Source organism: Phenylobacterium sp. (assembly GCF_004799515.1).
GTDB lineage: Bacteria > Pseudomonadota > Alphaproteobacteria > Caulobacterales > Caulobacteraceae > Phenylobacterium.
Map to the genome: position 1 here is coordinate 165202 of NZ_SSMX01000030.1, position 14977 is coordinate 180178.

Here is a 14977-nt window from a genome sequence, read left to right on the forward strand (position 1 = left end):
CGGAACGGCGCCTATCCTCGCTCGAACTATGGGGCTTGGGAGGGTGTCATGGGCGGGTTTTCGGGGGGGCAGGCGATCGGCTCCGGCTTTGGGCTGATCCGGCGCCATCCGGCGGCTATCGCCGTTTGGGCGGTGTTCTATCTGATCGTGGGCGTCGGCCCGGCGCTCCTTCTCCAGGCCGGAATGTGGAGCCATCTGCCCTACGCCCCGGGCGGCGATCCGAGCGCGGCGCTCGCCCAGCTGTCGCACATGGCCGGCTGGTTTCCGCTGATCTGGGTGCTGAGCCTGTTCCATGCCGCGGTGGCCTATTCGGCGGTCTACCGGGCCGTGCTCGACCCCGAGGACCGGCGATACTTCTACCTGCGGCTCGGCCGCCGCGAGCTGTCGGTCGGCCTGACCGTGCTGGCCCTGCTCGTCGTGTTCTTGGTCGGCATGATCGTGGCCGCGATCGCGCTCTTCGTGGTCGTTCGCTTCGCGCCAGGCGTGGTCGCCTTCCTCGCGACGGTAGGCGCGATGGTGGGCTTGGTGTGGCTGGCCTTGCGGTTTTCCATGGCTGGACCGATGGCCTACGCCGAGCAGCGGTTCGTCTTCGCCGAGTCCTGGACCCTGACCTCAGGTCAGGGTTGGAAGCTGTTCGGCGTCGCGCTCTGCCTCATGCTGATCATGATCGGGCTGGAGTTCGCCATCCTCATCCCCACCGTGCTCGCACTCAGCCTGAGCGGCGCGCTCGGCAGCATGATGGCTGCGGCGCAGGCCGGCCATGGCCCCAGCTCTTCGCCGGCGACGATCGCGGCCTATGCGGTGATCCTGCCGATCCTCGGAGCGCTGGTCGTCGCCATCTTCGGCGCGCCCTGGGCCAGCATCTACCAGCAGCTCTCGGCGGGCCGGACGGCGTCGCCCTACGAGGAGGCCTAGGCCTCGCTGCGCAGGATCCTGGCGAACAGTTCCGGGTCGACGTTGCCGCCGGAGACCACCACGCCCACGGTCTTGCCCTTGGCCTCGACCTTGCCGGTGAGCAGGGCGGCCAGGCCCACCGAGCCGCCGGGCTCGATCACCAGCTTCAGCGTCTGGAAGGCGTAGCGCATCGCCTCGGCCACCTCCGGGTCGGTAAGGCCCACCGCGCCGGTCAGGTTGGCCTTGAGGATCGGCCAGGTGATGTCGCCGGTCGAGGGGCTTTCCAGGGCGTCGCAGAGGGTGCGCACCGTCGGCTTCACCGTCACCCGCTCACCGCTCTCCAGCGACTGGGCCAGGTCGTTGTAGACGCTGGGTTCGCAGCCCCAGACCGCAGTGCGGGGCGACAGTTCCTTCAGCACCTGGGAGATCCCGGCCAGCAGGCCGCCGCCGCCCACCGGCGAGACCACGACGTCGAAGTCGGCGCCGACGGCCTTGGCCTGGGCGACCATCTCCAGCCCGACCGTGCCCTGGCCCGCGGCGATGTGTTCGTCGTCGAAGGCCGGCACCACCACCGCGCCGCGCCCTCGCGCGATCTCCGCGGCGATGGCCTCGCGGCTCTCGGTCAGGCGGTCGAAGAGGCGCACCTCGGCGCCATAGCCCTTGGTGGCCGCGACCTTGATGGCTGGGGCGTCGGACGGCATGACGATCACCGCCGGCATGCCCAGGAGGCGCGCGGCCAGCGCCACGCCCTGGGCATGGTTGCCGGAGGAGAAGGCCACCACGCCGGCCTTCTTCTGCGCCTCGTCGAGCTGGACCAGGCGGTTGTAGGCCCCGCGGAACTTGAAGGCCCCGACCCGTTGCAGGGTCTCGAGCTTCAGGAGGATGCGCCCGCCCAGCCGTTCGTTGAGCGCCGGGCTCTCCACCAGAGGCGTGACCACGGCGTGGCCGGCGATGCGGACGGCGGCGGCCTCGATATCGGCGAAGGTCACGCTCACTTCGCGAACACCATGGCGTCGTCGGCGAAGGCCTTGAACTCCAGCGCATTGCCGGAGGGGTCGAGGAAGAACATGGTCGACTGCTCGCCGGCCTCGCCCTTGAAGCGGGTGTGCGGCTCGATGACGAAGGTGGTTCCCGCGGCGGTCAGGCGCTGGGCCAAGACGTCCCAGGCGGCAGGCGGAAGGATGGCGCCGAAGTGGCGCACCGGCACCTGGTGGCCGTCGACGGCGTTGGTGGACCTATGGCCGACCTCCTCCGGCGCGAGGTGCGCCACGATCTGATGGCCGTGGAAGTCGAAATCGACCCATTCGTCGCTGGAGCGCCCCTCCGGGCAGCCCAGCAGATCGCCGTAGAAGGCGCGGGCCTCGGCCAGGTCGCGGACCGGGAAGGCCAGGTGGAAGCGGGGAATGTCCATAGCCGCCTCTTAAACCGCGACTTTTGATGAGGCGAGAACCGTTTCGCGGCTTCAGGGTTTATTGCGAGGGTTGTTTGGGGGGCAGGTATGATTCGACTGTTTTGGGCCCCGCCGGCGGTTGGGCTGGCGGTTGCGCTGATCGCGATGCCGGCGGCGGCGGCCGACGCCATCCTGGGCGTCTACGCCCACGATGTGACCTTCCTGGGCGACGCCCTGGGCATCGGCTCGGCGGGACGCGAGAACGGCGATGGCGCCGACATCGAGATCGGGGTCCGCTCCGACCGCATCGACTGGCTGAGCTGGATCGGCCGCCCGCAGGCGCATGCGTTCATGTCGCTGAACACCGACGGCCTCAGCAACTTCGGCGCGATCGGCCTCAGCTGGCCGATCAAGATCACCCACACCTTCTACGTCCGCCCGGGCCTGGGCTTGGCCCTGACCGACGGCAAGGCCGGCCTGCCGGCGGTCAATGCGCCGGGCCTGACGCCCGACCAGATCGCCCGGCGGCTGGACGCTTTCGAGCACCGCATCGACTTCGGGTCGAAGGAGCTGTTCGAGCCGGAGATCAATTTCGGCGCCCACCTCAGCCGCCGCTTCGACGCGGAGCTCTCCTGGGTGCACATCTCCAATGGCGAGATATTCCATCACGGGAAGAACCAGGGGCTTGACGATGCGGGCCTGCGGCTGATCTACCGCTTCGGCCCGCACGGCGGATGACGCTGGCGGTTCGAAAATCGATCTTCAGTCGCTGCGCCGAGCACCTGTCGAAGGGCGCAGCTGACAGACCGGGCAGGTCGGGAGACCGTACCCATGGCCAATGTCACCGTGATCGGCGCCCAGTGGGGCGACGAGGGCAAGGGCAAGCTCGTCGACTGGCTGTCGAACCGCGCCGACGTCGTCGTGCGCTTCCAGGGCGGCCATAACGCCGGCCACACCCTGGTGGTCGGCAACCAGACCTACAAGCTGTCGCTGCTGCCGTCGGGCGTGGTGCAGGGCAAGCTCTCGGTGATCGGCAACGGGGTGGTGGTCGACCCCTGGCACCTCCTCGAAGAGATCGACAAGCTGCGCGGCCAGGGCGTCGCCATCACCCCGGACCTGCTGGTCTTGGCCGACAACGCCTGCCTGATCCTGCCGCTGCACCGCGACCTCGACCGCGCCCGCGAGGCCGCCGCGACCCAGAAGATCGGCACCACCGGCCGCGGCATCGGCCCCGCCTATGAGGACAAGGTGGGCCGCCGCGCGATCCGGGTCGCCGACCTGGCCGACCGCGAGGCGCTGGAAGCGAAGATCGACCGGCTCTTGTCGCACCACGGACCCCTACGCCGCGGCCTCGGCCTGCCGGAGGCCGACCCCGCCGCCATGCTGGCCGAGCTGGAGGCGATGGCGCCCAAGATCCTGCCCTACGCCAAGCCAGCCTGGCGGCTGCTGGACGAGCAGGTGAAGGCCGGCAAGCGGGTGCTGTTCGAGGGCGCGCAGGGCGCGCTGCTGGACGTCGATCACGGCACCTATCCCTTCGTCACCTCCTCCAACACCGTGGCCGGCCAGGCGGCGGCGGGCTCCGGGCTCGGGCCTAAGGGGCCGGGCTATGTGCTGGGGATCGTCAAGGCCTACACCACGCGGGTCGGCGAGGGCCCGTTCCCGACCGAGCTCACGGACGAGGTCGGCCGCCATCTGGGCGAGGTCGGCCGCGAGGTCGGCACGGTCACCGGCCGCTCGCGCCGCTGCGGCTGGTTCGACGCGGCCCTGGTGCGCCAGTCGGTGGCGCTGAACGGCATCGGCGGCATCGCGCTCACCAAGCTCGATGTGCTGGACGGCCTGCCGACCCTGAAGATCTGCATCGGCTACAAGCTGGGCGAGGAGGCCCTCGACTACCTGCCCGCCGGGCTGAAGGCCCAGGGGCAGCTTGTCCCCGTCTATGAGGAGATGGAGGGCTGGAGCGAGACCACCCAGGGCGCGCGTTCCTGGCGCGACCTGCCGGCCAATGCGGTGAAGTACGTGCGGCGCATCGAGGAGCTGATCGGTGCGCCGGTGGCGCTGCTCTCCACCAGTCCGCAGCGCGACGACACCATCCTGATGCGCGACCCGTTCCAGGATTAGGCCCGAGGGTTGCGATTGAGCAGGCCTAACGCCCGCCGACAGGCGGTGTGCGGATGAGCCGCGGGACTACCATAGGTTTCAGCGGCTTAACCCTAGGCGAACATGGTTATCGTCAAGGCGTTCTTTACCTGGCTTGGTTTAGCGTGCGCCGCCTAGCCGGAGCGCAGCCTTGTTCAACGCCGACGCCAAGATCATCCAGAAGATGGCGCCCTTGATGCAGCGGGTGATGATCGTCGACCCGCAGCCGGCCAGCGCGCGGCTGATCGGCGAGCTGATGCGCGATATCGCCCGCTCGCAGATCTGGGTCGCCGAGACCAACGAGAAGGCGATCCGCCTGGCGAGCAGCTACGACCCGCACATCATCTTCGCCGAGATGGGTCCCGCGCCGATCGACGGCATCGCCTTCACCCGCGAGCTGCGCCGCAGCCACGCGTCGGCCCGCTACGCCCCGGTGATCATGGTCACCGGCCAGGCCACCGCCGCCGGCATCCTGTCGGCCCGCGACGGGGGCGTTCATGAGTTCCTGCGCAAGCCCTTCACGCTGAAGGACCTGCTGCGCCGGCTGGAAGCGGTGACGCTGCGCCAGCGCGACTGGGTCGAGGCGGTGAACTACGTCGGCCCCGACCGGCGGCGGTTCAACTCCGGCGACTACCAGGGCTCGCTGAAGCGCCGCTCCGACGCCCGCGCCACTCCGGATTCCGAGCGCCTGGCCCAGGCGCTGAAGATCCTGCGCTCGGGCATCAACGCCGTGGGCAGCGACCCGGTCCAGGCCATGCGCTCCATGCAGGCCCAGGTGGTCGACCTGCGCAAATGCGGCATGAGCGTCGCCGACCTGAAGCTGACCACCGCGGCCATCGACTTCGGCCGCCACCTCGACGAGATCGAGAAGAAGGGCGCGCCCTACGACGCCGCCGAACTCAAGGCCAAGGCCGCGACCCTCCTGGCCTACATGCCGAAGGACGTCCCGGACGCCTTCGCGGCCTAGCGGCGGCCCGGTTCCTTCTCCACGAAGCTGAAGCCGGTGATCCGGCAGGTCTTGGGATCGCGCGTCAGCGACACTTCCGCCCAACCGCCCAAGTGCAGGGCGTCTTCGTCTGCGCCGATGGCGAAGCTGCTGACCGTACTGTGCTCGACGTCGACGCCGAGCGTGAGCGGGACCGGCCAGTAGTCGAAGACGTCGCCTGACCGGTTGTGGGTATCGTTCTTGCCGAGCCGGGCCTCGAGGGCCACGACGCTGTCGCCCTCGCGGACGCCGGCAAAGCTGCGGAACGGGCCGAAACCCTTCGCGTCGCCATCCGTCACCGCCAGGCCCCTCATGCGGCCGCAGCGGTTCGAGCTGGTCTCGGTCGGCGGGGCGCTGGCGATCTGCACCGCGCGGTCCTGGAAGTAGGCCACCTTCAGGATCCGCGTCCGAAGCTCCTTGGGCGGCTTGCGCTCCAGCTGTTTGGCCAGGTCGCGGGGGAAAACATAGAAGGCGTTGCGATAGCCGGTCCGGTCCACCTTGGCGGGCAAGTTGACGGTGGGGCCGGCCGTTTCATGATCCGGCGGCCCGATCAGGGCGGCGACCTCCGCGGTGGTCATGCCCAGGGTCACCGGGCCCAGGCGCCAGCAGCCGGTCTCGACGGACGACTCGCCTTGTTCGGATTGGCGCTTGATCTCGGCGGCGCAAGCTCCGGGGCTGGGCGCCGCGAGCGCGGCGGCGGGCAGGGCGGCGAGGGTGAGGGCGGCGAGGGCCAAGACAGCACGCATAGGAAGCTCCGGACGCCCCCGTCAGATGCCCCCAGCCAGCGTCCGGATACAGGCCGGGGCGTCGCCCGTCACGCGATCGTTCGGAGGTGTGATCCTGCAGCCACGGCCACAGCGCGCGAGGCCCCGTTGACGCGGCTTCGGGCTGGTCTATCCCTGCGATCCTCAGCCGGGTGGGGAATTTCCGTATGCTGCGTTCCAGGCTCTTCGCGCGCGCCGCCGCGCTGTCCCTCGCCGCGCCGATGATCGCCTTCGGGGCGGCCCACGCCCAACAAGCCATGGACCCGACCTTCGCCGAGCACCAGAAGGCCTGGACCACCAAGCCGGAGTTCTCCAGCCCGCTGGTCGACCACCTGCCGGCCTCGGCGGCCGGCGGCGTCCCCAGCCCGCGCGACGTCCTGGGCCACGACATCGGCGCGCCCCGGGTGCTCGACCACTACGCCGACCTCCTGAAGTACTACCGGGCGCTCGCCGCCAAATCCCCGCGGGTGAAGATCGTCGAGACCGGCAAGACCGAGGAGGGCCGGCCCACCGTGGTGGTGCTGATCTCCTCCGACGAGAACATCGCGGGGCTGGAGGCCAATCGGAAGAACCTGGCGCGCCTGGCCGATCCGCGCGGCCTGTCCGAGGCCGACGCCAAGGCGATCATCGCCAAGACCAAGCCGATGTACGTGGCGCTGGGCGGCCTGCACTCCGCCGAGACCGGGCCGCCGGAAATGCTGATGGAGCTGGCCTATCGCCTGGTCACCGAGGACAGCCCGCTGATCGACCAGATCCGCAAGAACGTCATCGTCGGCATCAACCCGGCCACCGACCCCGACGGCCGCGACCGCTATACCGACTGGTACCTGCGCAACAAGATCGACGACACCGACGACCTGAACCCGGTGCCGGGCGCGCCCTACTGGGGCAAGTACATCTTCCACGACAACAATCGGGACATCAACTACACCGGCCTTAGTGCGCGGAATCTGCTGGACTTTTATCTGCAGTGGCATCCGCCGGTGATGCACGACCTGCACGAGTCCGTGCCCTTCCTCTACACCTTCTCCGGCCAAGCGCCGCAGAACCCGACGCTGGACCCGATCCTGTTCGGGGAGATGCCCTGGATCGCCAACTTCGAGATGGCGCAGTTGACCAAGTACGGCATGCCGGGGGTCTGGACCCACGGCTACGTGGACGAGTGGTCGCCGGGCTACGTGGGCTTCATGTCCACCAACCACAACGGTCTCTTCAAGATGTACGAGACCTTCGGCAACGGCGGCGCCACGACCGAGCTGCGCCACGTGAGTCCGGTTCACGGGCCGGGCCAGGGTGCGGGCGACGACAACGACCAGACCAAGCGCGACTGGTTCCGGCCGGACCCGCCCTACAAGGTCGTCGAATGGTCGATGCGCAACAACACCAACTACATGGAAACCGGCGTGCTCACCGGCCTCTCGGCGGTGGCCTCGAACCCCGAGCTGATCGTCGAGAACTTCTACCGCAAGAGCCGCAACTCCATCGAGGCGGGCCGCAAGGACGCGCCCTACGCCTTCCTGATCCCGGGCGACCAGCCGGACATGACCCGCGCCGCCCTGGTGGTGAACCTCCTGCGGATGCAGGGGATCGAGGTCGGCCGCACCACGGCGGAGGTGACGCTGAAGGAGGGCAAGTTCCCGGCGGGCTCCTTCATCGTCAAGCGCGACCAGCCCTATGGCCGCCTGGCCAAGATCCTGCTGGAGAAACAGACCTTCCCCGACAACAAGCTCCGCACCTACGACGACAGCGCCTGGACCATGGGGATGATGGCCCATGTGAAGGTGACGCCCACCGCCGACCTGAAGGCCCTGGATGTGGCCGCCACGCCGGTGGACACCGACAAGGTCGAGGGTTCGATCGGCGCGCCCGGCGCGGCGGCCTACGCCGTCCTCGACCGCGGCTCGGTCAACCTCGCCACCCTGCGCTATCGGCTGAAGGGCGAGCCGGTGCGGATCGCGGAAGCCGCGTTCAAGGCCGGCGGCGTCGAGGCGCCGGCGGGCTCGTTCCTGGTCGACGGCAAAGCCTATGAGAAGCTGAAGGCGGCGGTGGTCCCGCTGGGCCTGACGGCGGTGGCGCTGACCGACAAGCCGACGGTGGCCAGCCACGAGGCGGCCCTGCCGCGCCTGGCGGTCTATTCCACCTGGGGCTCGACCCAGAACGTCGGCTGGGTGCGCTACGCCTTCGACCAGTACGAAACGCCCTACGACCTGATCTTCAAGGACGAGGTCAAGAAGGGCGGGCTTCGCGCCCGATACGACGTCATCGTCATCCCCAGCCAGGGCCGCTCCGCCAAGAACCTGGTGTTCGACATCCCTGAGACCGGCAAGCCCTTGCCCTACACCAAGACGGCCGAGTTCCCGACCCAGGGCGCCTATGGCTCATCGCCCGACATCCGCGGCGGCATGGGATTGGCGGGCCTGGAGGAGCTGCGCCGGTTCGTGGCCGAGGGCGGGACCCTGATCACGCTCGGCGACTCCAGCGCCCTGCCCGGCGAGTTCGGCCTGACGCCGCAGGTGGAGGTGAGCCGTCCGGCCCAGGGCTTCTATGCGCCGGGCCCCATCGTCACCGCCAAGATCCTGAAGCCGGCCAACCCGATCTTCTATGGCTATGCGGAGCCGACCACGACGGTGCGCTGGGCCTCGAGCGCGCTGCTCTCGCTGCCGATACGCGACCAGCAGAACGTCCTGATGAGCTTCCCGGGCGGCGACAAGGCCGTGCAGTCGGGCCTGATGGTGGGGGCCGCCCAGATCAAGGACCGCCCGGCCATCGTCGACCTGCCGCTGGGCCAAGGCCAGGTCGTGATGTTCGCCACCAACCCGGTCTACCGCTGGCAGAACTTCGGCGAGTACCGGATGCTCTACAACGCGCTGTTCTCCTACAAGGACCTGCGCACCGGCTTGGGCGGGCCGCCGACCATCCCCGACCCAAACGCCAAGGACGACGACAAGAAGGACGGCGACGAGGCGGAGAAGAAGGCTGGGGGCTGAGCCAGTCCACGAACCACACGAAGAAGCCCAGCGAAGCGGACTAGGTTTTGAACCACAGAAGGACACGTAAAACGCGCGCGCCTCTTTCCGTGAATTCCGTGTTTTCCGTGGTTGAATCCAAGAAGCCTTCGGCTCGTCCCGGATCGCGCCGGTCCGGTTCAGGCAAAAAGAAAGCCGCCTTTCGGCGGCCTTCTCTCGGGTCTGATGAATGCGACCTAGGCGTCGACCAGGTTGCGGTCCAGGGCGGCGGACTTCATCGACTTCTGCAGCTTCTCGAAGGCGCGGACCTCGATCTGGCGGACGCGCTCGCGGCTGACGCCGTATTGCGAGGCGAGGTCCTCCAGGGTCGTGGGCTCGTCCTTCAGGCGCCGCTCGGTGAGGATGTGGCGCTCGCGGTCGGTGAGCTCCGTCATCGCCTCTTCGAGCAGGCTCATGCGGATGGTCTTTTCCTGGCTGTCGGCGACCACGGTCTCCTGGGAGGGCGTGGTGTCGTCCACCAGCCAGTCCTGCCACTCGCTCTCGCTGTCGGCGCGCATCGGCGAGTTCAGCGAGGCGTCGCCGCCGCTGAGCCGGCGGTTCATCGAGATGACTTCCTCGTTGAGCACGCCCAGCTTGGTGGCGATGGTCGAGACCTGGTCGGGATGCAGGTCGCCTTCCTGCAGGGCCGAGATCTCGCTCTTGGCCTTGCGCAGGTTGAAGAACAGCTTCTTCTGCGCCGCGGTGGTGCCCATCTTCACGAGCGACCAGGAGCGCAGGATGTATTCCTGGATCGAGGCGCGGATCCACCACATGGCGTAGGTCGCCAGGCGGAAGCCCTTGTCCGGATCGAACTTCTTCACCGCCTGCATCAGGCCGACGTTGCCCTCGGAGATCACCTCGCCGATCGGCAGGCCGTAGCCGCGGTAGCCCATGGCGATCTTCGCCACGAGGCGAAGGTGGCTGGTGACCAGGCGGTGCGCCGCCTCGGGGTCCTCATGCTCCTGCCAGCGCTTGGCGAGCATGAATTCCTCATCCTTCGCCAGCATGGGAAATTTGCGGATCTCGGACAGATAGCGGCTGAGGCCACCGTCCGGCGACATCACTGAAAGCGCGCTTGCGGCCATTTTCTTACCCCTTATTCCCGGACGTCTGGGCCCGCGCATCCCACGCGCTCAACTCCAGCCGCCCCCTCAACCTGTCAGATAGGTACGAGGTTGCGGGGGCGGAAGAGCTTGGCCAGGGAAAACGGCGGCGAATATCCGACTGCGTTAGTGGGACTTTCTAGCCCCCGAAATGGGCGCCTTCAAGGCGATGGTTTCTCACAGGGCGCACAGGAAACCTGCGCTTTGCGACAGGACGTCAGGTTCCCGAGCTGAACAGCTTGCGGAACTCGATCTTCCAGGTGCGGCCGAGCGGGTCGAGGTAGGCCGGTTGGAAGTTGAGCGGCGTGGCGCCGGTGGCGTCAGTGACCTTCTGGCGCGCGTCGAAGATGTTGGAGACCGAGAAGGAGACCCGCACGCCTTTGAACATCGGATGCTGCTCGATCAGGGTCTTGCGCTGGTTCAGGTCGGCGAAGACGCGGGCGCCCACCTTGACCAGGTCGGAGAAGGTGAGGTCGCCGGTCGAGCCGACGGCGGCGCCGTTCACCGTAGAGCCGCTCTTCCAGTCGGCGTTCAGCTCCGCGCCATAGCCGCGCTCGGCGATGTTGATCTGCGCCTGGACCTCCTGCTGCGGCTGGCCGCCGGCGCCGGCCAGCGAGGAGCCGTTCAGGAAGTCGAGCAGCGGGCCGCCCGGCGCCACCAGGAACCGGTCGGCGAAGTAGATGGTGTGGAAGACGCTGATCCGCAGGCGCCCGTCCTGGGTCCCGCGCCCGCCGCCGCCCCGGAAGCCGCCGCCTCCGCCACCGCCGCCACGTCCGGCGAAGCCCGCGCCGCCGCCCGGACCGCCGCCGCCCGGGCCACCAGGTCCCGGACCATTCCCGGGACCGCCGGGCGCCGCGCCCGGCGGCTGGCCTGGGCCTCCAGGCGTCCCGTTGGGCGTCGAGCCGTCGGGACCCGGAGGCCCGCCCGGCCCACCGGCGCTCGGGTCAAGCGCGGCGCCGGGCGGGCGGCGGCCCACGCCGTTCACGCCGGCTTTGCGAAGCGCCTGGGCGATCTGGTTGCGCGGCGGCGGCGAGGTCGCCGGGCCGATCGGCCGCGAATAGTCGAAGCCCCACTTCAGCGAATTGACGTCCTCGCTGGCGAAGTTGACCGGCCGGTAGTCGACCTCGGTCAGGTCGCCCTCGGAGTCGCGGATGAAGCGCTCGGGGAAGGCCGCCTCAATGGCCGCCGAGGCCGCCGGGAAGGTGGCGATCGGGTTCTTGTAGTGGATCTGGTTGTAGTCGGCCCGGAAGATCAGCTGCTTGTCCTGGAACGGCTGGAAGGTGATCCGGACGGAGGTGCGGTAGCGGTTGTCGCTGGTCAGCGCCGGATTGCCGCCGGTGATCTCCGTCACGTCGACGGTCTGGCCGGTGGCGAAGTCGAAGATACGGGTGTTGGGCGTCAGCAGCAGTGGCGCGCTGGTCTGCTGCTGGGTGGGCGCGGCCTGGTCATGCAGCTGGTTGACCAGGATCGACAGGCCGGTGATCGGCGTCCAGTGGACGCCATAGCCCAGGGTGTCGAGCACGCCGAAGCCGGAGACCTGCTGGAAGGCCACGTGGGTATTGGCCGACAGGTCGCCGAACATCGGCAGGATCTTGTTCTTGGCGCTAGTCAGCGGCACGTCGATGCTGAGCTGAACGTTGCCGCCGTCTTGGCTGAAGGTTTCCGACGGGGTGACGATGCCGCCGCGCTCGGACTCCGAGGTGAAGTCGGAGAGGGTGGCGCCGACGCGGATGCTGGTGCGGATCTCGCCGGCCGGGATGGTCCAGATCGGCCCCGAGGCGACGAACTGGATGTTGCCGGTGTCGGACTTCGAGCGGCTGGTGTCCTGGGGAAGCCGCGACAGCAGGTTGGCCGGCAGGGGGCCGAAGGGATTGACGGTCCCGGCCAGCACGGCGGCCTGCAGGGCGGTGGCGTCGACGCCGACGTCGTTGTCGTTGCGGGTGTCGACGTGGTCGAAGTTGCCGGTCAGCGCCAGCCGCCAGCTCGCGATATCGCGGTTGAAGCTCATGCCGAAGTGGCCGGTCCAACTCTCGGCGTCCTGGTTCAGCGGGCCGAAGTTGGGGATCAGCCGCTCGACCTCCGTGTCGTTGGAGAAGGGCGAAAACGTATTGCCGGCCGGCAGGTCCAGGCCGATCCCGGGCAGGCCGCGCTGGGTGTCGCTGGTCATCACCGTGAAGGTGCCGTTCACGGTGGCGCTGATGCCGTAGAAGATCGGCTGGGTGTAGACGGCGTTCAGCGAGACCTGCTGGCTTTCCGGCACCACGCTGCGGAAGGGCCGCACGTCGGTGGTGTTCGGCGCGTTGGCGGTGGCCAGGAAGTCGGCCAGCGTCAGGGGCCGTCCGGCCACGCCCGCCGGCACCCCCGCGATGGTCACCGGCGCCCCGGCGAGCGCCGACAGGCGCGGGTCGAGTTCGGTGGCCGTCCCACCGGGGATGACGTTGCCGGTCAGGTCGAAGGGCGGGCCGTTGGCGGCCAGCGAGGTCAGATTGCGCTGCTGCTCGGTGAGCGCGGCCACGGGATTGTACTTCAGGTCGATGTTCAGCCGGTGTTCGCCGGAGATGCGGGTGACGCCCGCCTCGGCCTGGCCGCTGGCCCCGCCGCCCTCGGTGGCCGCCCCGCCCTGCAGGTCGGCGAGGATGGCGTCCACATGGTCCTTCAGGACGATGTTGACCACGCGTTGGTTGGCCGAGAAACCGTACTTCAGCGCCGCCTCTTCCGGCAGGATGTCGACCCGCAGGATGGCCTCGGTGGGCAGGTTGCGGATCTCGTTGATGCTGCTGATCCGCTTGCCGTTCAGCAGGATCGCCGGGCCCTCGCCGCCGCGGCCGCTGTTGGAGCCGATCTCCGGCGCCAGCTCTTCGAGCAGCTCGGTGATGGTGGAGACGCCGTAGGACTGGATGTCGTCGGGGGCGAGCTGCAGGTCGGGCTTGATGTCGCCGATCACCGCGCCCGGCTCGACCTTGGGGATGGCCGGGACCACCACCTCGGAGACGGTGGGCGGCGCCGGCCTCGCCGGCGCGGGCGCGGCGGCCCGCTGGGTGGTCACCGGCGTATCCGGGGCCTCGGCCAGCGCCGGGCTGGCGACCGCGGCGAGGGCGGCCAGGCTCACGCCCGCGCGCAGCGCGCTCGCCAGGCGCAGGCGCCCTGAAGATTGCCGGGGATTGCGGATCACGCGCCGTCCATTCTGATGCGGGTCCGCCCCAAACTCGTCCAAAGACCGCGCTGGCCACCCTCGAAGCTCCAGCGTCTGACCTCGCCGTTGAGCCCGGCCAAATGAGGGCGCCATTGTTACGAGCCGATTACCCCGTCTTGAGGCCGTCCTGCGGCGCTGAAATATCAGAGGTTTTCGAGTAACGCCTGCAGGGCCGCCATGTCGGGCGGCAAGAGGCTCTCGAAGCGCAGCGCCTCGCCGGTCACCGGATGGCGGAACCCCAGCACCGCGGCGTGCAGGGCCTGGCGCCTCAGCCCGGCCTCGGCGATGGCGGCGCGGACCGGGGCGGCCGGCGGTCCAGAGCCATAGAGCGGGTCGCCCAGGCAGGGCGCGCCCACCGAGGCCAGGTGGACGCGGATCTGGTGGGTGCGGCCGGTCTCCAGCTGGCAGGACAGCCGCGCGGCCAACGGCCGCTCCGCCGGGCCGAACACCCGCTCGACGGCGTAGTGGGTGATGGCGTGGCGCCCGCCGCCGCGCACCAGGGCCATCTTCTTGCGGTCGGCGGAGGAGCGGCCGATGGCGCCCTCGATGGTTCCGCGGATCTGGCGCGGCGCGCCGCGGGTCAGCGCCACATAGACCCGCTCGATGTCGTGGGCGGCGAACAGAGCCGAGAGTCCCTGGTGCGCCGCGTCGGTCTTGGCGACCACCACGATGCCGGAGGTGTCCTTGTCGATGCGGTGCACGATGCCCGGCCGCGCCACCCCGCCGATGCCGGACAGGCTGTCCCCGCAGTGGCGCAGCAGGGCGTTGACCAGGGTGCCGCTTTCGCTGCCGGGCGCCGGGTGCACGGCCATGCCGGCCGGCTTGTCGATCACGATCAGGTCGGCGTCCTCGTAGAGCACGCTGAGCGGGATGGCCTCGGGCTGCGGCGTGGCGGCGACGGGCGGCGGGATCTCCAGGCGGTAGTCGCCGGCCTGGGCCTTGGCCGAGGCGTCGGCCACCGCCGCGCCGTCGCGGCTGACGCGGCCCTCGGCGATCAGCGCCTGGACGCGGGCGCGCGAGAGCTCCGGCAGGCGGTCGGCCAGCACCTTGTCGATGCGCGCGCCCGCCGCGTCGGGGCCGACCGGGACGACGCGCACCCCGAAGGCGTCGTCCGCCTCCTCGCCGGCCAGCGCGGCCTCGTCCGGATCAGAGTCCATGCTTCTCGCTGGCGTCTTCCTCGTGGCCGACGATCGAGCCCTCGCTGAACAGATATTCCTTCAGTTGCTCGTTCACCTCGGTGTCGTTGCGGCGGATCCACTCCAGCACCATGGCCGCGTGCTCCAACTCCTCGCGGGCGTTGTGCAGCAGGATGGCCTTCAGGCTGGGGTCGTCGCAGTCGTCCGCCCGCTGGCGGTACCAGTCCACCGCCTCGAACTCCTCCATCAGCGAGGTGATCGCGTAGTGCAGGTTGAGGGTTTCCCGGCGCAGCTTCTCGCGGGGGACGTGCAGGACTTCGCTGGACAAGGGGCGCGCCTTTCTTCTGTGCTATTCTCCCGACTCTAATAGG

General features: G+C 69.2%; 12 protein-coding genes. 5 read left to right on the plus strand and 7 right to left on the minus strand.

What is annotated here, in order from left to right; translation table 11 throughout:
* Window positions 1-48 precede the first annotated feature (48 nt).
* Window positions 49-915: a hypothetical protein gene (locus E8A49_RS14005; protein WP_293382283.1), complete on the plus strand. Its 867-nt coding sequence runs from the start codon at window positions 49-51 to the stop codon at window positions 913-915.
* Here the strand turns inward: E8A49_RS14005 and E8A49_RS14010 are convergent.
* Window positions 912-1889 carry a threonine/serine dehydratase gene (locus E8A49_RS14010; protein WP_293382286.1) on the minus strand — a complete coding sequence of 326 codons (978 nt, stop codon included), beginning with the start codon at window positions 1887-1889 and terminating at the stop codon, window positions 912-914. The genes E8A49_RS14005 and E8A49_RS14010 overlap by 4 nt on opposite strands.
* Window positions 1886-2305, minus strand: coding sequence for a VOC family protein (locus tag E8A49_RS14015; RefSeq protein ID WP_293382288.1), 420 nt, complete (start codon window positions 2303-2305; stop codon window positions 1886-1888). Before E8A49_RS14015 ends, E8A49_RS14010 begins: the two co-directional genes overlap by 4 nt.
* A gap of 87 nt (window positions 2306-2392) precedes the next feature.
* Between E8A49_RS14015 and E8A49_RS14020 the strand changes: the two genes are divergently transcribed.
* The 3 genes from E8A49_RS14020 (at window position 2393) to E8A49_RS14030 (ending at window position 5387) form a co-directional block, all read left to right on the plus strand.
* Window positions 2393-3022 (plus strand): acyloxyacyl hydrolase, encoded by a 630-nt coding sequence (locus E8A49_RS14020; RefSeq protein WP_293382291.1) that lies wholly within the window; start codon window positions 2393-2395, stop codon window positions 3020-3022.
* Between the two features lie 93 nt (window positions 3023-3115).
* The gene (locus E8A49_RS14025; RefSeq protein WP_293382294.1) at window positions 3116-4402 is read left to right on the plus strand and encodes an adenylosuccinate synthase; all 1287 of its coding nucleotides are present in this window, start codon (window positions 3116-3118) and stop codon (window positions 4400-4402) included.
* Window positions 4403-4571: 169 nt separating this feature from the next.
* Entirely contained in the window at window positions 4572-5387 is an 816-nt protein-coding gene (locus tag E8A49_RS14030; RefSeq protein WP_293382297.1) for a response regulator, read from the plus strand.
* On the opposite strand, the gene E8A49_RS14035 is transcribed toward E8A49_RS14030, so the two are convergent.
* Window positions 5384-6151 (minus strand): hypothetical protein, encoded by a 768-nt coding sequence (locus tag E8A49_RS14035; RefSeq protein ID WP_293382300.1) that lies wholly within the window; start codon window positions 6149-6151, stop codon window positions 5384-5386. The genes E8A49_RS14030 and E8A49_RS14035 overlap by 4 nt on opposite strands.
* 185 nt (window positions 6152-6336) lie before the next feature.
* Here E8A49_RS14035 and E8A49_RS14040 point away from each other — a divergent pair, with 185 nt between their 5' ends.
* A complete protein-coding gene (locus E8A49_RS14040; protein WP_293382303.1) occupies window positions 6337-9156 on the plus strand; it encodes a M14 family zinc carboxypeptidase in 2820 nt (939 codons plus the stop codon).
* Between the two features lie 215 nt (window positions 9157-9371).
* On the opposite strand, the gene rpoH is transcribed toward E8A49_RS14040, so the two are convergent.
* From rpoH to E8A49_RS14060, 4 genes are all read right to left on the minus strand, one after another.
* Window positions 9372-10298 (minus strand): RNA polymerase sigma factor RpoH, encoded by a 927-nt coding sequence (gene rpoH, locus E8A49_RS14045; protein WP_293382306.1) that lies wholly within the window; start codon window positions 10296-10298, stop codon window positions 9372-9374.
* 196 nt (window positions 10299-10494) lie between these two features.
* Window positions 10495-13449, minus strand: coding sequence for a TonB-dependent receptor (locus E8A49_RS14050; RefSeq protein WP_293382309.1), 2955 nt, complete (start codon window positions 13447-13449; stop codon window positions 10495-10497).
* Window positions 13450-13613: 164 nt separating this feature from the next.
* Window positions 13614-14627 (minus strand): RluA family pseudouridine synthase, encoded by a 1014-nt coding sequence (locus E8A49_RS14055; protein ID WP_293382312.1) that lies wholly within the window; start codon window positions 14625-14627, stop codon window positions 13614-13616.
* Window positions 14617-14934, minus strand: coding sequence for a ferritin family protein (locus E8A49_RS14060; RefSeq protein WP_293382315.1), 318 nt, complete (start codon window positions 14932-14934; stop codon window positions 14617-14619). The genes E8A49_RS14055 and E8A49_RS14060 overlap by 11 nt, the downstream gene beginning before the upstream one ends.
* Window positions 14935-14977: the final 43 nt, after the last annotated feature.